General features: G+C 42.7%; 24 protein-coding genes. 3 read left to right on the forward strand and 21 right to left on the reverse strand.

Features of this window, described 5'->3' with window-relative positions; all coding sequences use genetic code 11:
* Positions 1-10 precede the first annotated feature (10 nt).
* From MKY34_RS02180 to MKY34_RS02210, 7 genes are all read right to left on the reverse strand, one after another.
* The gene (locus MKY34_RS02180) at positions 11-775 is read right to left on the reverse strand and encodes an IclR family transcriptional regulator (protein WP_342513625.1); all 765 of its coding nucleotides are present in this window, start codon (positions 773-775) and stop codon (positions 11-13) included.
* A 49-nt stretch (positions 776-824) separates the two neighbouring features.
* Positions 825-2558, reverse strand: coding sequence for a hydantoinase B/oxoprolinase family protein (locus MKY34_RS02185; RefSeq protein ID WP_342513626.1), 1734 nt, complete (start codon positions 2556-2558; stop codon positions 825-827).
* The gene (locus MKY34_RS02190; protein ID WP_342513627.1) at positions 2555-4603 is read right to left on the reverse strand and encodes a hydantoinase/oxoprolinase family protein; all 2049 of its coding nucleotides are present in this window, start codon (positions 4601-4603) and stop codon (positions 2555-2557) included. The genes MKY34_RS02185 and MKY34_RS02190 overlap by 4 nt, the downstream gene beginning before the upstream one ends.
* Before the next feature lie 293 nt (positions 4604-4896).
* Positions 4897-5637 (reverse strand): 3-oxoacyl-ACP reductase FabG, encoded by a 741-nt coding sequence (gene fabG / locus MKY34_RS02195; RefSeq protein WP_342513628.1) that lies wholly within the window; start codon positions 5635-5637, stop codon positions 4897-4899.
* Positions 5638-5704: 67 nt separating this feature from the next.
* The gene (gene ytxJ, locus MKY34_RS02200) at positions 5705-6040 is read right to left on the reverse strand and encodes a bacillithiol system redox-active protein YtxJ (protein ID WP_342513629.1); all 336 of its coding nucleotides are present in this window, start codon (positions 6038-6040) and stop codon (positions 5705-5707) included.
* Positions 6041-6057: 17 nt separating this feature from the next.
* The gene (locus MKY34_RS02205) at positions 6058-7644 is read right to left on the reverse strand and encodes an aminotransferase class V-fold PLP-dependent enzyme (protein WP_342513630.1); all 1587 of its coding nucleotides are present in this window, start codon (positions 7642-7644) and stop codon (positions 6058-6060) included.
* 4 nt (positions 7645-7648) lie between these two features.
* Positions 7649-8221, reverse strand: coding sequence for a glycerol-3-phosphate acyltransferase (locus MKY34_RS02210; protein ID WP_342513631.1), 573 nt, complete (start codon positions 8219-8221; stop codon positions 7649-7651).
* A gap of 181 nt (positions 8222-8402) precedes the next feature.
* Between MKY34_RS02210 and MKY34_RS02215 the strand changes: the two genes are divergently transcribed.
* From MKY34_RS02215 to mscL, 3 genes are all read left to right on the forward strand, one after another.
* Positions 8403-9074 (forward strand): phosphatase PAP2 family protein, encoded by a 672-nt coding sequence (locus MKY34_RS02215; RefSeq protein WP_342513632.1) that lies wholly within the window; start codon positions 8403-8405, stop codon positions 9072-9074.
* A 51-nt stretch (positions 9075-9125) separates the two neighbouring features.
* Positions 9126-9440 carry an MGMT family protein gene (locus MKY34_RS02220; protein WP_342513633.1) on the forward strand — a complete coding sequence of 105 codons (315 nt, stop codon included), beginning with the start codon at positions 9126-9128 and terminating at the stop codon, positions 9438-9440.
* A gap of 125 nt (positions 9441-9565) precedes the next feature.
* Positions 9566-9955: a large conductance mechanosensitive channel protein MscL gene (mscL, locus tag MKY34_RS02225; RefSeq protein WP_342513634.1), complete on the forward strand. Its 390-nt coding sequence runs from the start codon at positions 9566-9568 to the stop codon at positions 9953-9955.
* 365 nt (positions 9956-10320) lie between these two features.
* On the opposite strand, the gene MKY34_RS02230 is transcribed toward mscL, so the two are convergent.
* The 14 genes from MKY34_RS02230 to MKY34_RS02295 all read right to left on the reverse strand — a co-directional run bounded on the left by MKY34_RS02230 (position 10321) and on the right by MKY34_RS02295 (position 22967).
* Positions 10321-11262, reverse strand: coding sequence for an ABC transporter permease (locus tag MKY34_RS02230; RefSeq protein ID WP_342513635.1), 942 nt, complete (start codon positions 11260-11262; stop codon positions 10321-10323).
* Entirely contained in the window at positions 11240-12157 is a 918-nt protein-coding gene (locus tag MKY34_RS02235; RefSeq protein WP_342515167.1) for an ABC transporter ATP-binding protein, read from the reverse strand. Before MKY34_RS02235 ends, MKY34_RS02230 begins: the two co-directional genes overlap by 23 nt.
* Positions 12158-12355: 198 nt before the next feature.
* The gene (locus MKY34_RS02240; protein ID WP_342513636.1) at positions 12356-13054 is read right to left on the reverse strand and encodes an ABC transporter ATP-binding protein; all 699 of its coding nucleotides are present in this window, start codon (positions 13052-13054) and stop codon (positions 12356-12358) included.
* A complete protein-coding gene (locus MKY34_RS02245) occupies positions 13047-13415 on the reverse strand; it encodes a GntR family transcriptional regulator (protein WP_342513637.1) in 369 nt (122 codons plus the stop codon). Before MKY34_RS02245 ends, MKY34_RS02240 begins: the two co-directional genes overlap by 8 nt.
* Before the next feature lie 3 nt (positions 13416-13418).
* A complete protein-coding gene (locus tag MKY34_RS02250; RefSeq protein ID WP_342513638.1) occupies positions 13419-14201 on the reverse strand; it encodes a hypothetical protein in 783 nt (260 codons plus the stop codon).
* Between the two features lie 205 nt (positions 14202-14406).
* Positions 14407-15411 carry an ABC transporter substrate-binding protein gene (locus MKY34_RS02255; RefSeq protein WP_342513639.1) on the reverse strand — a complete coding sequence of 335 codons (1005 nt, stop codon included), beginning with the start codon at positions 15409-15411 and terminating at the stop codon, positions 14407-14409.
* Entirely contained in the window at positions 15411-16205 is a 795-nt protein-coding gene (locus MKY34_RS02260) for an ABC transporter ATP-binding protein (protein ID WP_342515168.1), read from the reverse strand. Before MKY34_RS02260 ends, MKY34_RS02255 begins: the two co-directional genes overlap by 1 nt.
* Positions 16205-17350, reverse strand: coding sequence for an iron ABC transporter permease (locus tag MKY34_RS02265; protein WP_342513640.1), 1146 nt, complete (start codon positions 17348-17350; stop codon positions 16205-16207). Before MKY34_RS02265 ends, MKY34_RS02260 begins: the two co-directional genes overlap by 1 nt.
* 45 nt (positions 17351-17395) lie before the next feature.
* Positions 17396-18586, reverse strand: a complete 1191-nt coding sequence (locus MKY34_RS02270) for a CbiX/SirB N-terminal domain-containing protein (RefSeq protein WP_342513641.1) — start codon at positions 18584-18586, stop codon at positions 17396-17398.
* A gap of 89 nt (positions 18587-18675) precedes the next feature.
* On the reverse strand, positions 18676-19668 hold the full coding sequence (locus tag MKY34_RS02275; protein WP_342513642.1) for an ABC transporter substrate-binding protein: 993 nt from the start codon (positions 19666-19668) through the stop codon (positions 18676-18678).
* A complete protein-coding gene (locus tag MKY34_RS02280) occupies positions 19668-20450 on the reverse strand; it encodes an ABC transporter ATP-binding protein (RefSeq protein WP_342513643.1) in 783 nt (260 codons plus the stop codon). Before MKY34_RS02280 ends, MKY34_RS02275 begins: the two co-directional genes overlap by 1 nt.
* 2 nt (positions 20451-20452) lie before the next feature.
* Positions 20453-21493, reverse strand: coding sequence for an iron ABC transporter permease (locus tag MKY34_RS02285; protein WP_342515169.1), 1041 nt, complete (start codon positions 21491-21493; stop codon positions 20453-20455).
* A 7-nt stretch (positions 21494-21500) separates the two neighbouring features.
* Positions 21501-22325 carry a class I SAM-dependent methyltransferase gene (locus tag MKY34_RS02290; RefSeq protein WP_342513644.1) on the reverse strand — a complete coding sequence of 275 codons (825 nt, stop codon included), beginning with the start codon at positions 22323-22325 and terminating at the stop codon, positions 21501-21503.
* Between the two features lie 102 nt (positions 22326-22427).
* Positions 22428-22967: a cob(I)yrinic acid a,c-diamide adenosyltransferase gene (locus MKY34_RS02295; RefSeq protein ID WP_342513645.1), complete on the reverse strand. Its 540-nt coding sequence runs from the start codon at positions 22965-22967 to the stop codon at positions 22428-22430.
* Positions 22968-22975 lie beyond the last annotated feature (8 nt).

Genomic DNA, 22975 nt, shown 5'->3' on the forward strand with positions numbered 1-22975 from the left:
CATATTTTCATTAGTAATAGATACTCCCAAACTTATTAAAATAGCGTTGAATAGTAGCTGTCTTTGTTTGTATAATCTGCAATGCTTCTTCTAATTTTTCTTCAGGCATTCTATACGATGGGCCCGCTATCGTTAGTGATCCAATAATCGTTCCAGCATCGTTGAACAGCGGTACCCCAATCCCAAAAACAGATTCCGAAAACTCGCCTTTGGTAAAGCTCCAACCTTTCTCTGAAATATCCTTCAAATCTTGTCTAATCAATTCTTTGTCTGTCATTGTTTTTTCAGTAAATACTTTCATACCTGTTTCCAATATTTCTAACTGCTCTTTCTCAGGGATAAAAGCCATAATCACTTTGCAAGATGCCCCCACATAAAGCGGGGTACGTGTCCCGACAGCAACGTTAAATTGAATTTGTTGCTTACATTCTGCAATTTCAACGGTCACTCCCTCACGCCCATCTTTTAGCGTTAGAAAGACCGTTTCATTAACAGATTCCGCTAATTCTTTCATGACTGGGACAACAAACTCAGATAGTTTCATTTTCTGTTTAATAACACTTGAAAACTCCAAAAACTTCAAACCCAATTCATAGTTCTTTGACACCTCATTTTGGATAAGGTATCCCTTTTTCTCATAGGTTTTTAGTATGCGATGCAATACAGTGTGATTCATATCCATCGTGCGGGCTAACTCTCTCAATCCCCATTCCGGCGTTTCCAAAGTGAAGTAAGATAGTACATCCAATGCATTTTCTAATGTTTTTAACGTCATACACCCAATCTCCCATCACCGATTAATAACCGTCACAAAAGGTGCTCATTTAATTTTTAATCCTAGACTCAGTCAAGCCGATGATTGTATCTTTTTGCTCGTTAATAATCACACCAAACTTCTCATCGGCTTGTTTCACCGTGAAATAGCCATTCTTCACGTCTCTTAACACAGCTTCCGCATCCCTGTTAACCGCTTCACCATAACCACCGCCTGTAGCAGTGACGAGATGAACGATGTCGCCTTTATCCAATTTCAGTCGTGACGACACACCAAAAGGTCCTATAACTTCTCCATTCTCCTTCTGCACTTCAATATAGCTAGATGAACCATCTTCCCCTTTATTCATTCCCCATGGTTTAAATTGATGGCGTCCGAAACTAACTGTAAGTTCTTGACCTTCACTCAAAGTTTGGTAAGAACGGATAACACCTGATCCACCGATGTATTCCCCAGCTCCTTCACCATCACATCTAAGTCCATAATTATCTACTCGTACCCCGTACCTTGCCTCAGCAATTTCAATTGGCATATTGTACGTTTCTCCATTCCCCATACAAAACTGGCCTCGCTGTCCATCTTGGCCCTCTCCTGCTCCCCATCCACCTAGTGTCGGTTCAACAATGAGAAATGGCTCATTTGTCTCTTGATGATTACCAGATAGCAGGAATGAACAGACAGACAAAAGGTGCCCGGCAGTTAGCCGATCTCGCAACAATGGCGCCAATGCCTTCCATATCAGTTCAGCCCCTCCGAGTCGCGCCTCAAAGTTCATCGATACGGGTGCTGGCCTTGTTGCAGAGACGATTGAATTATCATCAACAATAATTTTTAACGGTTTGAACAGTCCTTCGTTTATCGTAAATTTGGGTCTCAAAATCGCTAAATACATCACCCGAACACTTGCAAGCAATCCGTAATAAGAGCAGTTTACGGGATTCATGACTTGTTCATGAGAGCCTCTAAAATCACAAATAAATTCGTTTTCTGTAATTGTTACTTTCACTTTAATCGGATAAGGCCCGCCTTTTGCTGGATCCCCTTCTATATAATCTTGTGCTTCATAAGTTCCCTTTGGTAACTGCGCTAACTCTTTAAACGAATATTCTTCCGCTTGCTGAACAAGGTTTTCCATCGTACTTGTTATACTGCTTTTCTTATATTTGAGACATAGTTCCTTGACTCTTTTTTCACCTGTCCGTAAAGCTGCAACTTGTGCCCACATATCCCCTAATGACAATTGTGGCAATCGAACATTCGTAGCGATGATGTCGACAATACCATCATTTATTTTTCCAGCTTCAAATAATTTAACACCTGGTAGTTGCAAGCCTTCTTGATAAATTTCAGTCGAATTATTTGTAAAAGAACCTGGATCTTTGCCTCCAATTTCCGTCCAATGTCCCTTATTCGTTGAAAATGCGACAAGTTGCCCTTCATAGTAGATGGGCATGACAAGCCCAACATCAGATAAGTGCGAGCCACCGCCAACATAAGGATCATTGATAATAATAATGTCACCTTCATTCAACTCATTTCCATCATCGTACTTCTCAAGCACATGCTGCACCATCGGGCTTAACATCCCTATAAAGCTCGTCACCCCATTCCCTTGACTAATTAAATTCCCTTTCGCATCCGTTAAACCACATGCATAATCCAATACTTCGTAAAACATCGGACTCATTGAGGTTCTTGCCAATGCAATAAACATTTCCTCACCGATAGACATCAACGAGTCTTTAATTACTTCTAACGTAAATGGATTGACGTTTGTCATCATGATTTCACTCCCGTCTCGATAATTAGATTGCCGTACACATCTACCAATAATTTTTGATTTTCCATAATGACAGTAGATGCTGATTGTTCCTCTACGATGGCAGGGCCAGTTATTTCGAGCCCGCTTGTTAGTTTAGCTCTGTCGTAAATTGGCGTTTGATGCCAGCCGATGTTATGGAAAAATACATCTCTCTCTTCAATTTTCGCGTCAGATACACTAGCATCACTTGCTTCCAACTTCGAGATGATGGGCTTTTCAACTTTTCCAAAACTAATCAGATGGACATTTACAATTTCAACAGCACTTTTCGGCAAATTAAAGGAATAAATCTGTTCATGCATAGTATGGAATTGTGTCAAAATATCAGCAATACTTTCTTCATCCCACAAGCTGGTCGGAACGGGTACTTTCACAGTATGTTCTTGCCCGACATAGCGCAAATCGGCAAATCGGGAGAATAATACCCTGTCTTCATCGACTTGTTCTTTTTTAAATTGCTCATAGGCATGCTGTTCTAAATCCGCCCATTTCGCATTCATTTCTACTAAGTCCAAGGTATTTAATAGTTTGATATATGTTTGAATATAATCATGTCGCAAATCCGTCATCAACATTCCCCATGCAGAAAAGACAGAAGGGGATGCAGGAATAATGACTTTTCTCACACCGAGATCCCTTGCAAGTTCAGCCGCGTGCATAGGGCCCCCACCGCCAAAGGCAACTAGTGTAAAATCTTGTGGATCATAGCCTTTTCTTACCGAAATCAGCTTTAACGCATTAAGCATATTTGAATTTGCGATATCGATAATCCCCAACGCACCTTCTTCAGGAGTCACATTAAAATGACCTGCGACATTCTCTTCTATCGCATAACGGACCTCATCCAGATTGACTTCATAGTCAAAGTTTTTGCTCGATAGCCTACCCACAAACAAATTGGCATCCGTCGTAGTCGGTAATTTTCCCCCTTGCCCATAAGCAACAGGGCCTGGGGATGATCCTGCTGATTGCGGACCAACCTTAAGTGAACCTAGCTCATCAATCCAAGCGATTGAACCGCCGCCATTTCCAATTTCTACAATATCGACAACAGGTACTTTAATCGGATAGCCTGCCTTTTTCTCAGACTTCTCGATATAATAATCTGTCGTTACTTTGACTTCGCCTTTACTAATTAACGAACATTTTGCCGTTGTACCTCCAATATCGAAAGCAATAATATTCTCTTCACCTATCATATCTCCTAAAATTGCAGCCCCAAATATTCCCGCTACCGGTCCAGATTCGACCATATTGATTGGAATATTCTTCGCATTGTCAAACGTCGTTACACCACCGTTTGATTGCATAATATAACGGTTTTCTTTGATATTGAAATCACTTAATTTGTTTGAAAGATTATTAATATACGCATTCGCAGTCGGTTTAACATATGAATTCAGTACTGTTGTATTCGTTCTCTCATACTCCCTCCACTCCTTCGTAATCTCATAGGAAGCGCTTACAGAAACTTCAGGCCACAATCCCTTTACAATCTCGGCAGCTCTTGCTTCATGTGTTGGATTAAGATACGAGTGTAAAAAGCAGATCGCAATCGCTTCAACTTTTTCTTCCTTAAAATACTCAATGGCCTTTGCAATGTCAGCTTCATTTAATGATGTGACCACATTTCCTTTGTAATCTAACCGCTCTTCTACCTCTATTCTCAAATGTCTCTCTACAAAAGGTTCTGGCTTTTGGTATTTAAAGTTATATAAATCCGGTCTATTTCCCCTCGCAATTTCTAAAACATCTCTCGTTCCTTTTGTTGTCAGTAAGCCTACTTTTACACCTTTTCTTTCTGTTAACGCATTAATAACAACCGTTGATCCATGAATGAACATATCGATTTCATCAAAATCAATGCTACTTTTTCTAATTACATTAATGACACCATCCTCAAAATTAGGGGGTGTTGTATGTGATTTTGCATATCCGAATGTCCCTTGATCATCTACATATACTAGATCGGTGAATGTTCCACCAATATCTGTTGCTACTCGCATAAAAAGACCTCCTCTTGTTGGGTGGTTCTAATATAGAACCAGTGGTTCGTTTATATGACAATGTTAGGGTAACTATTCTAAATTGTCAATATTATTTTAATATCGAAAATAACTCCCCATAGAGTAATCTTCTATTTTTAGTCCATTCGGATGTGTATACACGACAAAAAAGCTGAACCCATTTTCACAGGTTCAGCCCTTTTTTGTGGATAGATGCGACTAGCACTTTTCCACATGTGCATAACATTCAAAATCACCGCTTACCCACAATCTTATCCCCTTGCTCCACATGCTTACTTCAACATGCCGCCATCGACTTCTAAAACAGTGCCATTCACGAAGTCAGACTCGTCGGATGCCAGAAATAAATAAGCATTTGCCACATCTTCAGGTTTTCCCAATCTCGGAGCATAGGTCATCTGTCGAATACGCTCCAATATCTTTGCCGGAATCGTCTCAATCATTTCGGTTTCGATAAATCCAGGCGCCACAGCATTGACATTAATGCCTTTCGGACCAAATTCTTTCGCCCATGTCTGCGTCATTCCGATAATACCCGCTTTCGACGCTGCATAATTCGTCTGTCCAATATTGCCGCCCGTGCCTGCAATTGAGGATGTGCTAATGACTTTCCCTTTTCCCTGCGCAAGCATCGTCGGTAAAAATGCTTGTGTACAATAGAAGACACCCGTCAAATTCACATCAATCACCCGCTGGAAATCGGCCGCTTCTAGCTTCAACGTCATCGCATCTTTCGTAATTCCTGCATTATTAATGAGCACATCTACTCGCCCAAACGTCTCTAGTACATTTGCTGCCATTGCTTTTACGCTAGCTTGGCTCGCAACATCTACTTGAAAAAATACCGCGTTAACCCCATCCGCTCGCAATTTTTCTGCCTTCGCTTCCCCAGCTTGCTCATTATAGTCAACGATTGCCAACTGCGCCCCCTGTTGGCCAAAAAGAGTCGCTGCTACAGCCCCAATGCCATTTGCTGCACCTGTAATCACCGCTACTTTACCCGCTAAACGCAAATCGTTCTCCCCCATCCCGATTGTTAGATGACGCCTATATTAACCTATTCATACACCGTCAATCTTATCAAGCTCGCTCGATATATTCCTCTACAGCCTTTCCAATTTCAGCTTTACTAATCGCATAATGTGTAGCTTGCCAAATTCCTTTACCATCCTTCAATAAGAATAGCTGTGGTGACTCATGTCGAATGCCTAAGTCCCTTTCAATTTCATTAGAAACTGGACGACTGTCTTGCACAGTCAAAAAATATTTGGGAATCGTTGTCGTATACGCCTCGAACACGCTAAACGCAGCAATACTCACCGGACACGTCATACTATGCTTTAACACAAATAACGGTGCCTCTTTTGATTGCTCTAATACATCATGCCATTCCTCGATGGCTTGTAACTCTTTCATACAAATCCTCTCCTTATCTACTTTTTTATCAGGGTACGTGCAGTGAGGATCCTGAGCAAGTCTAGCATACGCTCCACTTCCTTCTCTTTTACTTCATTCATACAAGCAATTTGTAACCAATTACGTTCGCGTAAATAAGCACTTTCATAATGCAGATTAAAACCATTCAAAAACAAATTATCCCCGAGTTGCATCGCAGACATACCTGCTGGCATCCCAATGGTCATAATCGCTGGTGACGAAGAAGCCAGATCTGCAACGATTGTCAGGCCAGCATCTTCTACTGCCGTCCATACTTTCTCCGCACGTTTGCCAATCTGTATAAATACATCTTCAGCAGATGCATATCGCCTCAATGCTACGTCAAGTGCAGCAACCAAGTTAGACGACTGTGTATAAGGAACCCCTTGCTCCTCTACATACGCCCCTAAATCGATATACCGTGGCAAATCATCACTCTTCGGAACGTCCTCCTTATGAAAGACGAACGACAAACCCGTATAACTTAATAAACCTTTGCCACTCACTCCCGAAGCAAAATCGACAGCAGTCAAATCGACGGGCACCGTCCCAATCGCACTTATGCAGTCAACTGCCAACGTTAGCCCATATTCTGAACAGAGCTGTGTCACTATCTCAAGATCATTTAGCACGCCCGTCGACGTCTCGCATTGCACAATCCATAGCCAGCAATAATCATTAGTCGTTAATAAATGACGGATGTCCTGCTCAGAAAAAGTTTCGCCCCATGCGATTTCCAGCGTGTCATAGGACAAACCTAAACGCCTAGCATGATCCATCAACCGCACACCGAATTCGCCATTCACAAGGATTAGCCCTTTGCCGCCACGCCTATGCAATTGCCCGGCTACTACATCATTCGCGAGCGTTCCTGTCCCTTGCAACAATTGGACGTGTCGCGCACCCGTTAATGACAACAAGCTCGATTTTACACGCGCCAATACACCATCAAATTCAGACGAACGATGGGATAAAGGCTCTGCCAACATCGCTTTTTTCACATCTTCAGCAATCGTTGCAGGGCCCGGTAAAAAATTCACATGCCGCCTAGAAATTCTGCCAGCCGGTCCAGCATCGAATGTAGTCTTCGTCAAATACATCGGCTGAAATGCTGCTTCGGCAGTCCCTGTCAAACGAGCAAATGGCAAAAAACCAAGCTGACCGTACAATTTCTGCTCACGTACCGTCCCAGATATTAACGCTGCATCATAACCTACTTTCAAACAATAACGGACCAACGCTTGCGCCAAACCGAGAAAAGCACGCCCATTGCGATAAGCACGTTCAATCGCCAGTAGCCTAATTTCTACAGGATTGGTAATCTCAACAGGCAAATGATGCTCCACGAGGCCTATTTTGGCATCTAGTGAAAAAGGACGTTTACTTCGAACCGCAATCATACCAATAAGACGCTCGTCCTTTAGACAAATAATATATGTATTTTCATCATGAAATTTATCGATTAATTGATGAGAAGCATTTCGTTCGTGCTGTGGAATTTCCTCCACAAATGTTCGATAATTTAATGTGTGAATTTGTTCAAACTCAGATGGTGTTTCGGCAATTTTGTACACGAAGCCCATTTTCTCAACCCCTTTTCGGCATCAGTTTCTCTTTTAGATCCTCACGATGGGCAAATAACAGCAGTGCCGACAATAAACCAGCAGTGAGCATCGCAGGAACCTCATAGGAAAACACCAACAGTAGCGCTGGCATCAAGACAACGGCACTTAGCCCTGCAAGTGTAAAGCTCCTGAACATTGGGTAGAAAAGAAGGAACACTCCCACAAACATCGCAAAAAGCAAAGGGTTAAATGCTAGCATTCCGCCAATGAACGTCGAGACACCCATCCCACCACGAAATCGTAAAATAAATGGATAGACATGTCCTAACATGACGGCAAACAGGACAAAAAGTTCGATGACGGCTCCAAACCCAAGCCATTTTGTAACCATCACCGCTAACGCTCCTTTTAACGCATCGCCGATGAAAGTCGCGACAAATGCCTTCTTCCCCAAAACACGTCCCGCATTACGCGCACCTGGATTGCCACTGCCTTCCATCCGAATATTTTTCTTATAAATAAATGTACCAATCACAGAGGCCGTCAATACATTGCCTAGCATGTACCCGCCTAGTAGTAAAAAAAATAATGTCATAATCGATCCTTTTTAGTAAATAATAGTTCTTTCTAGTGTATCACTTTTCCAAATAGTGATGAAACACTTTTCATTCATAACGATTGTTTATTTCCCCGGAAATGATATACAATCAAGTACACTGAGACCCAAGCCTCCTGCTAAACAAAGATCAGTCGCAAGTGAAAGGTGTTGTTTTATTATGCGTGAGCTCTCACTCCGCTTTCTATTGGCTTTTCTTCTATGTATCGGTTTCGGAATTGCATTCGGCTATATCGCCACTGCCGTCGGCAACAAGTCCATCGCTCACTTCGATACATCCATCATCCAAATTGTCCAAGGCTGGGAAACACCTTGGTTAACAGCGGTTATGACCGTCTTTACATGGATTGGCTCCGGTTTTGTCGTTGCACTGATTTCTGTGATTGTAGCCGCAATTCTTTACTTTAAAATGCATTACCGACACCAAGCATTTTTGTTCCTTGTCGTCATTATTGGAACCCCTTTGTTAAATGGGTTGCTTAAACTATATTTCAAGCGAGAAAGACCTGAAATTCACCGCATTCTGGACGCAAATGGCTTCAGTTTTCCAAGTGGACATACAATGATGGCCTTTAGTCTTTATGCGATTATCGCTTATATTGCTTGGCGTAATGTGAAAACAGTTGCTAGTCGTATTTTACTCTTGTTATCTGCGACCTTTATGATTTTAATCATCGGCATCAGTCGTATCTACCTTGGCGTTCACTATCCTAGTGACATTGTTGGTGGTATTATGGCAAGCGCTCTGTGGCTAACATTTGCAACTGCCGTATATGGATATTTTCAACATAAACATGAGAAAAAAATAAGACCGCTCAGCGCCAAACTTTGACGTGACGCGGTCTTTTCTTATAAATGAACGAAACGCAAGGAGGTTCCTCTATTGAATCCATTCACGGAACGAGTCATACAAATCATACAAGGCATTCCCATTGGCCACGTTATGACATATGGACAAGTCGCCGCTGCCGCAGGAAGCCCTCGTGGTGCGCGGCAAGTCGTACGGATTCTTCATTCTATGAGCGAAAAACACCAGTTGCCGTGGCATCGCATCATTAACGCCAAAGGTGAGATCTCTTTTACGGGCGGTGACCAACGTGAGCTACTTGAAATGGAGGGTGTTCAATTTAGTCCAACTGGTAAAGTTGATTTAACGGTCTATCGTTGGTTTCCGCAGGATGTCGAAGAGGACTGCTAAAAACCGTCTGACTTCATCCTGAAACGAGTCCCTTATTTATAACGTTTACTATTTTAGTATGAAGGGTATTGTTTTCAGATAGGGAAACCGTATAATAACTATATATAGGACAGGGGTGGGCATTTATGTTAAAGGATTTCAAAGAATTTGCGTTAAAAGGGAACGTCATGGACCTTGCCGTAGCAGTTGTCATTGGTGCAGCATTCGGGAAAATTGTTTCCTCACTTGTTGATAATATTATTATGCCACTGGTCGGAATTCTGTTAGGTGGAATTGATTTTACTGGACTGAAAATTACAGTAATGAAAGCAGAAATTACATATGGTGTCTTCATTCAAAACATTGTCGATTTCACCATCATCGCTTTCGCCATTTTCATAGCCCTCCGTTTGCTCATGAAACTCAAGCCTAAAGAAAAGCCTGTGGAGGAAGTAGAAGCTCCACCTGAAGTGGATCCAAAAGAAGAACTACTAAAAGAAATCCGCGATTTACTAAAAAATGAGCAAACAAAATAATCGAGTAACCTATGAATGAGCCGTAAACCGCCTTGGTTTGCGGCTCTTTTTAACTTTCTACAACTTCCGCTATCATTCTGCCACAATTCCCACTACTCTTTCCCACCACCATTGCTTGCCCCTCCCCGCGGTGGTATAATGGGAAGAGGATTTTATATAAAAGGAGTGATCGTCTCATGTGGTTCCTATATATCATGTTCACATTGTTCGCATTCGTTCTTGTTGGTAACATCGCTGGTCTTGTACGTACATTCAGCAATCATAAATAATAACATCGAAAAGCCCTCCAAAATGCTGGAGGGCTTTTTTGTGTCTATACTCCTTCGGGTCACGTCTGTACAGCGCCCTGCACTTTTCCATATTGCTTATGCTGTAATATCACGTTTTATAAATGTCATATAGCTAATCACAAGGAATATCAACAGATAGACTGCTAAAACAGCAAGCGAAAACGACATGGTAACGCCTTCTACAATCCGGAAATCTGATTCATAAATCGTCAAATCCATATGTGTGAAGATGATATATTTCACGATTTCATACTTCGCCAAAACCATCACGACCGTCGAGCCCATGAAGTAAATGAAGAGCGAAAGCCCAATCGCTAATGAACTCGAACGGAAGACGCTACCAATCATAAAGGCAAATGTTGCTGTAACGAATACATTGACGAAAGATAGTAACAACATATACAAGCCTTTCCCCCAAACAGATGCCGCCACAACCTCTTTACCATTCCAGACAAGCTCTTGTCCGCTGCTCGCTGGGAACAAGATATATGCACAAATGATCGACACCACAAAGCCAACGAGCATCAACATAATTCCAAACACATTCACCGCTATAAACTTTGCCGTTAATATCTTCCACCTTTTCACTGGACGTGATAGTAACATTTTAATCGTCCCTTGCGAAAATTCGGATGCTACAATCCCCGCCGCGACGATAACTGTTAGTAAAACAACGAAAGATCCAATCCCAGAAGAATCCATAATCATATTTTCACGGCTAAAACTATCCAATGGTGCGACTGAATTCGCTAGCCGATACTCAAAAACCTTTTCCTTGTCCTCGAGCCTCTCTCGCTCACTCTTCACCAGTGTCGAGTCACCAAGTTGCTCTTGCGTATAGGTTAACTCCTCTTGGACGTACGTTTTCCAATTTTGCTCGCCGTTATCATTCATTGTCCCAATCCACTTCGACAAGCCAGACATGCCTGCAACCATCACGACAAGTAGGCCTGCCATCACCCAAGTCCCTTTTTTACTCCATAACTTCATCCATTCATTTTGCATGAGCTTCAGCAATCTGACCACCTCCCGTCATTTCCAAAAATTGATCTTCCAACGTTTTACGATATGGTTGGATGGCAAACAATTGTAGCTTTTGCTCCGCCATCTGTCCGACAAGCACTGGAATTTGCGCTTTTTCTGCATTGATGATCCATCCATCCTTGTATGCTTCAACCGTAAATCCTTCCGCACTTAGTAAACGTTTCGCTGCATCCATCGGCGAAGCCTCTACATAATAAAACGACGCCTGCGCCTCCGACATTTCCCGCATATCGATTAACTTTCCATTTTGAATCACCGCAATCCGGTCACACATCAATTCGATTTCCGACAGCATATGACTTGAGACAAAGACCGAGACGCCTTCCTTCTCGGCAATGCTTCTCAAATACGTGCGAAACTCACGAATCCCAGCCGGATCCAGCCCGTTCGTCGGTTCATCGAGAATCAAAAACTTTGGTCGATGTAAAAGTGCTTGCGCTAGCCCGAGACGCTGCCGCATTCCAAGTGAATATGTTGAGACTTTCTCATGAATCCGTTTTTGCATGCCAACCTGATTGACAACCTCATCAATACGATCCTTTGTCACCCCCTCATGCATACGCGCAAAATGCACAAGGTTTTTATAGCCCGACATAAACTTATACATTTCCGGATTTTCAACAATGACCCCGACCTTTGAAAGACCTCCTTCAAAGTCATCTGCAAGTGAAACACCATCAATGACAACATCTCCGCCAGACGGCTTCATCAAGCCCACCATCATCCGAATCGTCGTCGTTTTCCCCGCCCCATTTGGGCCAAGAAACCCCGTAATTTGCCCCGGATATAGCGCTAAATTCAAGTTATCAATAATTTTTTTCTTACCAATCGTTTTCGATAAATTCTTTAATTCTACTACTGGTTTCATGTCCACGTTGCCGCCCCCTTCTAAGCAATACTGATCCAAAGGTTAAATTATCATCATATTTTCTTATAAAATTTATACATTACAAAGAAGCCTAAACCAGCTAAAATGAATCCTACGATTATAATAAATATAATTAGTAGTGTGTCCATTGTCGCCGAACCTCCTATTCTGTGTTTACTCTAAAAACATTCCCTCATATTAATGCTCTTTTCTAAATAACGACACCATCCATGAGGTCGCATCTTTTCCATAAGTATCACGAATTGTATCCACCGCCTCATGTGCGATCATCCGATTCCCTTTTAATACCACGATTTCATCAAGCAACGGCTCCACTTCTTTTAATTCATGCGTCGACAGTATAACGGTTTGTCGCTCTGGATCTGTAAATCGAATGAGCCCTTTTGCGATATCATCCCGCACCATTGGGTCAAGGCCTGAAAACGGTTCATCCAACAAATAGTAAGCCGCCTCACGCCCAAGCGTCACCGCAATTTTCACGCGTCCCCGATTCCCTTTTGACAACGTCTTTATTTTCGAATCAAGTGATACATTCAAAAACTGCGCAATTTCCTTCGCCTTTGTCGAATTGAAATCCGTAAACTGTGATTCATAAAAATCAAATAGTTGCTGCACCGTAAAATATGGATAAAACAAATCGGCATCCGGCATATACGCAATATGCGTCGCCACTTTACGCGTTATGAGGCTGCCGCTAAACGTCGCACGCCCCGAATTCGGTGTCAACAGGCCCGCCATCACTTTCAACAGTGTCGTCTTTCCACTTCCATTTTCCCCGACAAGCCCAATGATTTTCCCCTGTGGCAACGTTAGCGTAATCTGTTCTAACGCTTTCTTCCTCCCATACTTTTTCGAAATCTGTTTCAGCTCAATCATTCACCCCACCCCTCTCCTGTAAGTGCTGCACAATTTCAGACGTCGTAAAACCAAATGCCTCCACACTTTGAAGGAAGGACGACACCAGCTGCTCCTTCATTTCATCCCGAAGCACCGTAATCTTCTCTTCATCTTCCGTGACGAAAGACCCCTGTCCCCTCTTCGTTTCCGTGATGCCCATCTGCTCCAACTCCCTATAAACGCGCTGCATCGTATTCGCATTGACTCCCGCTTCAACTGCATATTCACGAACGGACAACAATTTCTCCCCTGGCTTCAACGTTCCTCGAATGATGTCGCCCGTAATTCGATCGATGAGCTGCTGATATATTGGTTTGTCTGGAAGAAAATCTATGCCCATCGCTTATAACCTCACTTTCTTTTCAAACAAGACGGCTCCTCCAATGAAGATTGCCATTGTAAAAAGTACATTAAACACAATTTCTCCCGTGTAAAAATTCGTACCTATCACCTCAAAATACCCATTCCCAATCTCAAGCTTCGGATTTTTTAATTGGTACAAATCAACAGGTCCAACCTTAACCAATTTGTTGTAGACATCTGAAGCCATGATTCGCTCTGTTATGCCCGCCACAAGGAAGAACAAAAAGATTGTAACAGGAATGGAAAAACCTTTGATATATGGCTCCATCAATCGATACAGCACCCAGAAAAAGAAACCCATACACGTAATTGCAATCGACGCCACAAATATTGCACCGATGAACAAACTCCCATGAAACAAGAGGGCATTGAACGCCAGTATAGACGAGCCCCCAAATGCATAATATAGCGCAAGGACAAACGTCGGAATCAGTAACCCTCCTGCTCCAATCAGCAATGCAAAAAACACCTTCGAGCCAATCAACTTAAAGATAGAAGCATTTGAGTGAAGCCACATATCCGGGCGCTTCATTTCCCTTTCCAAAATGGTCAATAAAGTCACCGCAGGTGCTAACATACTTGCGCACGCCCACAGAAAACAAATGACAAGTGCAACTTCAAAAACCAGTACATTCATATCAAATGCGCGGATCACCACCGCAGGCATAACAGCCATTGTGGTGACTGCAAAGAGTACACTGACAAGCAATAGCCACTTCATCGACACCCATTCTCTTCGTAACAACCCATTCCACTGTTGCATAAGTACATCCCCTTCCCTCACCAGTGTTCTAGTTACATAGTACACTATATGCAGAAGAGCTGTAAAGGGGTGTGTTGAAATTATCTTTTTTTCATCAAAAAACCCTTCTCCATTGAAGAAAAGGGTTTTGAATTGATACTTTTACGGGGAAGTGAAGGGCCCTACTTAGAAAACCAAGTAGTCTTGCCGACTTCCCCATTACTTTTTATTTAAAAAGCTCGGGATAAAAACCTTTTGCCAACGTCTCCAGCCCATTTGGAATTCGAACCGACTGATCCACATCAGCATGCTCAATTGTAACAAAGCGTTTATTTTTGATTGCGTCAACGTCCTGAAGCGATGGGATATTGGAGATAGTATCCATCAATTGCTCTGGGGTCGTTCCGCAACAGTAAGCAAGTACGATAACATCAGGATTGCGCTCAATTACTTCTTCCCAACTGACTTCAGCCATCCATCCCGTTACCTCACCAAAGATATTTTTACCGCCTGCCAAGCCAACAACATGAGATCGGATCATGTCGCCTCCAGTCGTAAGAGCAGCCCCACTATCTCCCCCAGCCATATAAAAAATGTCCAGCGGTTCTTCGCCACTTATTTTTTCTTGTATATCCTTTACTTTGTCTTGAATGGACTGGATTAATTCATCTCCCCGACTTTCAACGCCAAAAATGCGGGACACTTCATGGATTTCTTTATACACCATATTTTCCATTGTTGACGGTTCTCCACTTGCTTCAGGAATATATGATTTCACGCCGAATTTTTCAAGTTCAGCAGTCGTTCCTACGACACCGTCAACAAAAAAATCATAAGACCCCATGACAAAGTCCGGTTCAAGACCTAGCAACAATTCTTTAGAAGGATACCCTTCTGTCAAAAGTGGAACTTTCTTTAGTTTGTCCTCAAGGCCTATCGCTGCTTTATCGCGCGGAAAAGAGTAACCTACAACATATTCATCCAGTCCAAGTGCCAACAGTAACTCCGCATTATCTTGCATTAATCCAACTGTTCGTTTAGGTGGTTCTGTAAACGTGACGGTGCGACCGAAGTTTTCTAGCGTAACCGGTTCATACGCTTCAGCTGTTTCCCCTTCTTGTTTTTCCCCTTCCACAGTCTTGTCGTCTTTCTCATTGTCCGACTGACCACAAGCAACCAGGATTGCCATTATCATGATTGCACTTAGCAATGGCCAATATTTTTTAAGCATTATGTAAACTCCTTTTCATCTCTTCCGACAACATCCGAAAGAAAAGTAATATGTGTTTTCCCTGTGATTGGATGTTGGATGATATTCGTCTTCACCCGAAATATTTCTTTTAGTATTGTCTCTGTTAGTACTTCTTCAGGCCTCCCTGAAACAGCCAATCTACCGTGATCTAGCACATAGATGTAATCACAATAGACCGAAGCGATATTTAAATCATGAAGTGCCGCAATGACCGTGATGTCTAATGTCTTGACCAAATCCATCAACTGCAACTGATGATGAATGTCCAGATGGTTCGTTGGCTCATCGAGTATAAGGTATTTCGCTTGCTGCGCAAGTGCCCTCGCTACCATCACCCGTTGTTTTTCGCCGCCGGACAATGTAGAGATAAGCCGGTCTCCGTAGCATTCGAGCCCTACTTTCTCAAGTGCTTCTTCCGCAATGCGCATGTCCTCTGTCGTTTCTGTGTCCATCATCTTTTTATGCGGTGCTCGTCCCATCAACACAATTTCTTTGACAAAAAACTCAAAGGTATGTTGCGATTCCTGACTAACTACCGCCATTTTCTGTGCCGTTTTTTTGGCCGACAGTTCATATACATTGTCATGATCCAATGTGATGATACCACAATCTGGCTTATGGATTCGGTAAATGCTTTTTAACAACGTGGATTTTCCGCTACCATTCGGACCAATCAGTCCAACAAACTGTCCAGGTTTCACCTGCATGTGAATAGCAGAGATAATTTCCTTGTCCCTTATGCTGGCTGACACGCCTTCAACCATTACCCCCATCATGAACGACCTCCAAATGTATAAGAACTTCTTCGTAATAGCCATATGAAAAAGGGTCCGCCACAAAGAGCTGTCACGACACCAATGGGTAATTCTTCTGGCGCGACAACAAGTCTTGCCACAATATCTGCCCAAATCATAAACACAGCACCAAATAACGCACTGATAGGGAGCACTTTTCGATGTTCCGAACCTACGAGCAATCGAATCATATGGGGTACCATCAATCCTACAAAACCGATTGCACCACTTACTGCAACGAGCACGCCAGTTAAAAGAGAGATAACGACAATTAACACTTTCCGAAATGCGCCAACATTGATGCCTAATGTTGCAGCCGTATCTTCGCCCATCAAAATCAAGTTCAATGTGCGAGATTGATACAGCAGAAAGACAAAAACCACCACAACGGCAATAGCCGGGATGGGCAAAATTGTCCAATTCGCGCCCGCCAAACTTCCCATCATCCAATATAATGCGCCCCGAATCCCTTCTTCTTCAGGTGCGGAAAGCACAATAACATTGGTGACTGCCCCTAAAATCATGGATATTGCGATCCCCGCCAGTAGCAACCGAATGGTAGAAATCTGTCCACCTACCCGCGCAAATGTGTACACGAACACAACGGATAGGAATGCCCCAAGAAAAGCAGCAAGCGACAAGGCATACTGACCAAAAAACTGCAACGCTCCGAATAATATGACTAGCGTTGCACCTACAGAAGCCCCGGACGACACACCGAGAATATAAGGATCAGCCAAGGAGTTTCTAACAAGCGCCTGTATCCCTACCCCAGCCACCGCCAAACCGGCCCCTACAATCCCCCCGAGCAACGCCCGTGGAAAACGCAACTCCCAGATGATATTTTGCTGTGCAAGCGACCAATTTACCGGAACCGTATCGCCAACAAAAGGAAGTTGTGACGCGACAATCTTCCAAACCGTTAACATGCTGATTGGCACAGGGCCGAGCATAACAGAAAATGTAATCGACAGGATGAGACCGAGCGTCAGGATGAACAGCAATCGTTTGAAACGACTTTGATGCTTACTTTTCTCCCGTTCACTGCCCTCTATTTTTCGGGTTTGTGACGTTTCTATTCTTTCACCCGTCTCTTTTATAGCAGTGAAATGACCCACTTTCATTGCTCCTTTCCGCAGCTGATACCTCAAAAAGATCTCACATACTTTTTAATGCGTATGCTCATACCCGTACTTTTCCACATATCGACGGAAATTTTCTAAATCTTGCATTCCCGTCGAGGTTCCATCTAAAGCTTGATTCATACGTTCTAACAATACCGTTCTCAATTTCGGATGATAGCCAAAATATCCAGCAATATCAATAGATGTCTGTGGATAATCCACTTTGAACTGTTCGGCCATGCGATTCATTCTTTCCATTAAGATACCTGTGAATAAAAAGTACGGTAACATAATAATTTTCTTCGCACCTAACTCGATACAACGTTCCATTCCTTCCTGCACAGTAGGGGTCGTAACTCCGATAAAAGCACATTCCAAAATGGGCACATTTACTTGTTCCCATAGCTTTTCGCGAATGGTATAAAAATCAGCCTTCGCATCTACATCGCTACTACCTCGTCCGATGAATAGAATTGCGGTTTCCTCGTGTTTCTGATTGACATCAAAACCTACTTCAGCCAGTCTTGTTTTCAAAATGTCTAAAACCTCGTCATGAATCCCTATCGTTTGGCCATAAGTGAAACGAATATCTGGAAAAAGTCCTTTAGCTTCCTCAATTTCAGCTGGAATGTGCAGTTTGGAATGTCCTGCATGTAATAGGATGATGGGGATCACATGGACCTCATCCGCACCTTTTTCAATACAAAGTTGAATCCCATCTTCGATATTCGGCGATGCAAATTCTAAAAAACAAGTTTCCACAAGTAGGGACGGGTCAATCTGCTCTTTCGTTTGTTCAATAAATTGGCGAACCTCTTCATTTCCTGCCTCTAGCCTACTGCCATGCCCCACAAACAACACCGCTTTTTTCTTTGGCCCTTTTCGCTTTCGATATTTATCGATCCCTTTAATGCGTGTTTCACCCCGTTGACGCTCACCATGCTCCATGGCATATATAATCGATTCTTCCGCCACCGATTCATGAACAATAGCACGTGCCGTTTCTTCCTGTTGCACGGAATACCATGTGCCTTTTGGGTATTCAATCACGACACATTTATCTTTACAACGACCGTTACAACGGGTCCGTGATGTATGAATTTGCTCATCCAAATGATGAGCACGAATTTCGTCACGGATTTGCTGTGTCACTTCTTCAGCGCCTGCCCCCATGCAAGTTGCCCCATTACAAATTAGCAAGTGGCGCTGCATTTGCGTTAAATTCCATGTAGCCATGAAACCTACTCCTCCATTTCCTTAAATGATTAAATCAATTAAGCCTTGGTGTAATTACGTCAGGATTTTGATTTCCCTGCTGATTCAAGTTAGTAAGCTTCTGGATAAAAACCTTTTGCTAATATTTCGAGTGCTTCTGCTACACGAACGCCTTCAGACGCCGCCGATAACGGCAACATGACAAATTTCTCGTTTTGCACGGCAGGTGTTTGACTTAACGCTGGATCAGCTTTCAAAAAAGCTATCTTCTGTTCTGCCGTCGTAGAACCGTAGTCAATGATGACAATCATTTCAGGTTGGCGCTCAACAGCATCTTCTTTAGATACCGTTGCCCAGTTGCTTTCTATATCACCGAAAACATTTTTCGCTCCAGCCATTGTCACAAGTGTATTCATGAAGTTCTGCGTGGCTGTAGTTATGTCTGTTTCTCCGCTATCGAATACGAACACTTTCAACGGTTCCGTTGCTTCCGGCATTTTAGACGTAATGGCTTCAATGTCTTGATTCATTTCGTCAATCAATTTCTCCCCACGCTCTTCAACACGGAAGATTTTCGCGATATTTCGGATATCTGCATAAATATCTTCCAATGAGGGTGCGACATTGACAGACGATGATTGTAAATAACTGTCGATATCTAACGCTTTAAATTCTTCACGTGTAGCAACGCTTTTCTCGCTAAATGCACTTGACCAACCACCATATAGAAAGTCTGCTTCCGCCTCGATTATTTGCTCTTTTGATGGGTATTGTTCAGCTAATACGGGTACTTTCTCATATGCTTCCTGCAATGGCTCGTACACTTTATCGTCCAAATAAGCTGTCCCAACCATTGAATCTTCTAAACCAAGCGCTAACATGATCTCTGTTACGTGCTGATTTAATGAAATTGCACGCTTAGGTACTTCAGTGTATTCAATGACAAAATCTTCATTGTCTATCAATATTTTTTCTGTTTGCTTCGCTTGTTTGTCTGTAGCATCGTCTTTCTCTACTTCTTCATTTGCATCCTTCCCCGAGCATGCTGATAATACTAGGAAGACCGTTAAAAGTAGGAAGGCCCCCATTAATTTGTTTTTCATTATACGCCCACTTCTTTCTTATGATCTGTGTAAAAAAACAGATGTAACTTTTGTGTAAATGGGTTCTTTGAAATACCCACTTGTATTTGAAAAACTTGCCTCATAGTCTCCTCTGTCAGTACCTGTTCAGGTGTTCCTTTCATAAAAAGAGCCCCATCTTTCATGACAAGTAATTCATCGCAATAGCTGGCTGCTAAATTTAAATCATGCAATGCGGCTACAATCGTAATCGGTAGTCCCTTCACCAGATCCATTAACTGGAGCTGGTGTTCAATATCTAGATGATTCGTTGGTTCATCTAGAATCAAGATTTTCGCCTGTTGTGCAAGTGCGCGCGCAAGCATAACCCGTTTCTTTTCACCACCAGATAATTGACCGAATGTCCGGTCTTTTAAATGTTGGACGTTGGCAAGCCGCATACTTTCTTCGACAATGGCAAAATCTTCTTTGCTATCTTTTGCAAGCCATTGTTTGTACGGCGTTCGACCCATCATCACTAAATCATGCACGGTAAAGTCGAAGAGTACAGGGGTTTCTTGACTCACGACCGCCATTTCCTGCGCGAGCTGTTTTTGCGTGATCTGAACAAGATCTTTTTCATAGAGTGTCACAATTCCACTCGTTTGTTTTAAATAGCGATAGATAATCTTTAACATCGTCGATTTCCCACTACCATTGGGCCCAATGATGCCAATAAATGTACCTTGCTCCAATGAAAACGAAATATCGTGTAAAATTTGCTTGTCAGCTACTAAGAATGAAATCTCCTCTACCCGCAACATCTTTATTCACCATCCCCAAAAGAATATCGACGGCGTCTAAGCATCCAAATAAAGAAAGGCCCTCCGCAAACGGCAGTGATAATTCCGATGGGCATTTCTTCAGGTGCTATCGCAATCCGTGCAACCATATCCGCCCAGACTAAGAAAATGGCACCCATTAATGCGCTCATCGGTAGAACTAGTTTGTAGTTCGACCCTATCATCATTCGCACAAGATGCGGGATGATTAAACCAACAAAACCAATACTACCGCTACTTGCAACAACAACACCTGTTAATAACGACACAACAAGTATAATGAAAATTCGAAAACGTTCTAGGTTAATACCAAGTGTAGTAGCTAGTTCTTCCCCAAGGAGCAGAGCATTTAGCTGACGATAATTCAGCAACAGCAAGACAAAAACAAGGAAAAACGTAAAAAATGGGATGCCAATCGTTGACCACTTCGCACCTGCCAAACTACCAAGCATCCAATGCATAACGGCTTGAATACCACCCTGTTGCTTGGATGTCATCAGCAGAAAATTGGTAATTGCGGAAAACACCATCGAAATCGCAATCCCTGCCAAGAGCAGACGAATAACGGACGTGCGTCCATTGACGCGCGCCAACAAGAAGACAACTATGACAGCCAAAATAGCCCCTAAAAAAGCTGCAAAGGATAATGCATAGGTCCCCAAAGTGCTAAATGCACCAAGTAAAATGACCGACGTTGCACCCACTGACGCACCAGACGATACCCCCAAAATATAAGGATCTGCAATCGGGTTCCTAACCAATGCTTGAATCGCCGCGCCACTAATCGCCAGGGCCGCGCCAACAATTGCTGCAAGTACCACACGAGGTAAACGAATTTCCCAAATAATGATGCTTTGTGCTTTTGAAGCCACCGTCCCTAACGAAATCCCGAGTTTTGAAAAAAGTACTTCCAAAATAATGCTTGGTGTTATCCCTACGGAGCCTACCATCACTGCAAAAGTCATTGAAGCAAACAAGCATATCAGTAACGCGCTTATTAATACTGTAAATCGAAACTTAGTCATGCTACATTCACGGCTTCCAACTGATAATTGCAGCATAGAATGGATGGCGATACACATGTTGGCCATCCTCCATCGTTATAAAAGGTTCCAGTGAGGCTTTCACATGTGCCACCTTAAACTGCGTGGATAGGATTTTTTTACTTTGTGCTTCATATAGTTGTTCCAATGTATCATAGCGATATGTACGTTCTAGTTTAATCATTTCACAATCTGCGTAAATGCCTAACTGATACAGCATGTTGAGAATAGCAATATAATCACGCCGCGGATACTTAATGTCATAGCCAAACTGTTCATCTAAGGTAACGTAATGCGGCTGAATGGGACCTGTCGTTAAGCCGATAATGGCGCATTTTTTTGCGAGTGCATTCATTTTTTGCAACGCTGCTGCCATTTCGTATATACGATAAAAGCAGTTCACCCCAATTACCACATCATGCGGCTCTATTTGTGCTTCTTCCCATTTACTATGCACAAACTGAACAGACGCATTACGCTCATAATATTGTTTCAAATAGGCAAGCACACTTTTAGAACCATCAACGAGCGTTAAACGTTTGACATCTTCACTCAGTTGGAATGTATAGTTGCCCCATCCCGGTCCAATTTCAATGCAACTTGCCTCTTGTGGAATATGCTGCTTCATTTTTTCGTATATTTCTTTCGCGTACTCGTCTGTTTGCTTATAGGTTTTTTTCTTCATTGATTGTGCCCAAAAAGCTTCTTCCAATCCGTCATCCGTCATGCGTTCTGGCATCTTGCCATGCCAATCTAACATGCCCTCTTTCCATAGCTTTTCAAAATCAATTTGTAAAAGAGACCCTTTTATCATTGAATCTTCTCCTCGATACTTTCCTATGATTGTATTGCTACACGGATTTGATTGAAATAATAACGTGTGAACATGCGATTCCTTAAATCATAATCGCTTTCATTAAAATTCAAGCCCCTTCATCGCTTGAACATCCTGCTCGGTATAATAATGTTTGGTTGCCTCAATTGTTGACACTAAGTCGGCTAACGCGAGGAGAGATGGATGTGCTGAACGCCCTGTAACGACCAAATGCATGGTCTTTGGACGATTTTCAATGGCTTCTAACACGTCCTCCAATGGCAAGACATCCTCGACAGGAAAACGCGTGATCGCTAACGCATTATTCAACTCATCCAGCACTAATACATCTGTCGTTTCATCTTGCAGCTCTTTTTTGACAAGTTGCCAAGCTTTTGCAAGTGCTTCTCTATGCTCCTCAGGTGTTTTCGTCCATGTAAATCCGATGCCTAATTGCACCGTTTCGACCCCCAGTTTTCGCAAGGCAATTTGTTCGCCATATGTACGCTCAGGCGATTTGATGAATTGAAAATATTTAACCTTCATGCCTCGACCAATTGCACGCAATGTGACGCCGAGTGATGCAGTTGTTTTCCCTTTTCCTTCACCGGTATACACTAACAACATACCTTGTCTTGTCATTTCCAGTC

Source organism: Sporosarcina sp. FSL K6-1522, assembly GCF_038622445.1.
Classification (GTDB): domain Bacteria; phylum Bacillota; class Bacilli; order Bacillales_A; family Planococcaceae; genus Sporosarcina.

What these genes read in the sequence shown, in the direction of transcription:
- MKY34_RS02235 (WP_342515167.1), bottom strand. Translation starts at nt 12,157, where the DNA reads ATGAAACCAGTAGTAGAATTAAAGAATTTATCGAAAACGATTGGTAAG.
- MKY34_RS02255 (WP_342513639.1), bottom strand. Translation starts at nt 15,411, where the DNA reads ATGCTTAAAAAATATTGGCCATTGCTAAGTGCAATCATGATAATGGCA.
- MKY34_RS02180 (WP_342513625.1), bottom strand. Translation starts at nt 775, where the DNA reads ATGACGTTAAAAACATTAGAAAATGCATTGGATGTACTATCTTACTTC.
- MKY34_RS02245 (WP_342513637.1), bottom strand. Translation starts at nt 13,415, where the DNA reads ATGGGCATAGATTTTCTTCCAGACAAACCAATATATCAGCAGCTCATC.
- MKY34_RS02285 (WP_342515169.1), bottom strand. Translation starts at nt 21,493, where the DNA reads ATGACTAAGTTTCGATTTACAGTATTAATAAGCGCGTTACTGATATGC.
- MKY34_RS02270 (WP_342513641.1), bottom strand. Translation starts at nt 18,586, where the DNA reads ATGGCTACATGGAATTTAACGCAAATGCAGCGCCACTTGCTAATTTGT.
- mscL (WP_342513634.1), top strand. Translation starts at nt 9,566, where the DNA reads ATGTTAAAGGATTTCAAAGAATTTGCGTTAAAAGGGAACGTCATGGAC.
- MKY34_RS02210 (WP_342513631.1), bottom strand. Translation starts at nt 8,221, where the DNA reads ATGACATTATTTTTTTTACTACTAGGCGGGTACATGCTAGGCAATGTA.
- MKY34_RS02275 (WP_342513642.1), bottom strand. Translation starts at nt 19,668, where the DNA reads ATGAAAAACAAATTAATGGGGGCCTTCCTACTTTTAACGGTCTTCCTA.
- MKY34_RS02280 (WP_342513643.1), bottom strand. Translation starts at nt 20,450, where the DNA reads ATGTTGCGGGTAGAGGAGATTTCATTCTTAGTAGCTGACAAGCAAATT.
- MKY34_RS02205 (WP_342513630.1), bottom strand. Translation starts at nt 7,644, where the DNA reads ATGGGCTTCGTGTACAAAATTGCCGAAACACCATCTGAGTTTGAACAA.
- MKY34_RS02290 (WP_342513644.1), bottom strand. Translation starts at nt 22,325, where the DNA reads ATGATAAAAGGGTCTCTTTTACAAATTGATTTTGAAAAGCTATGGAAA.
- MKY34_RS02215 (WP_342513632.1), top strand. Translation starts at nt 8,403, where the DNA reads ATGCGTGAGCTCTCACTCCGCTTTCTATTGGCTTTTCTTCTATGTATC.
- MKY34_RS02265 (WP_342513640.1), bottom strand. Translation starts at nt 17,350, where the DNA reads ATGAAAGTGGGTCATTTCACTGCTATAAAAGAGACGGGTGAAAGAATA.
- MKY34_RS02295 (WP_342513645.1), bottom strand. Translation starts at nt 22,967, where the DNA reads ATGACAAGACAAGGTATGTTGTTAGTGTATACCGGTGAAGGAAAAGGG.
- MKY34_RS02190 (WP_342513627.1), bottom strand. Translation starts at nt 4,603, where the DNA reads ATGCGAGTAGCAACAGATATTGGTGGAACATTCACCGATCTAGTATAT.
- ytxJ (WP_342513629.1), bottom strand. Translation starts at nt 6,040, where the DNA reads ATGAAAGAGTTACAAGCCATCGAGGAATGGCATGATGTATTAGAGCAA.
- MKY34_RS02250 (WP_342513638.1), bottom strand. Translation starts at nt 14,201, where the DNA reads ATGCAACAGTGGAATGGGTTGTTACGAAGAGAATGGGTGTCGATGAAG.
- MKY34_RS02240 (WP_342513636.1), bottom strand. Translation starts at nt 13,054, where the DNA reads ATGATTGAGCTGAAACAGATTTCGAAAAAGTATGGGAGGAAGAAAGCG.
- MKY34_RS02185 (WP_342513626.1), bottom strand. Translation starts at nt 2,558, where the DNA reads ATGATGACAAACGTCAATCCATTTACGTTAGAAGTAATTAAAGACTCG.
- MKY34_RS02260 (WP_342515168.1), bottom strand. Translation starts at nt 16,205, where the DNA reads ATGGGGGTAATGGTTGAAGGCGTGTCAGCCAGCATAAGGGACAAGGAA.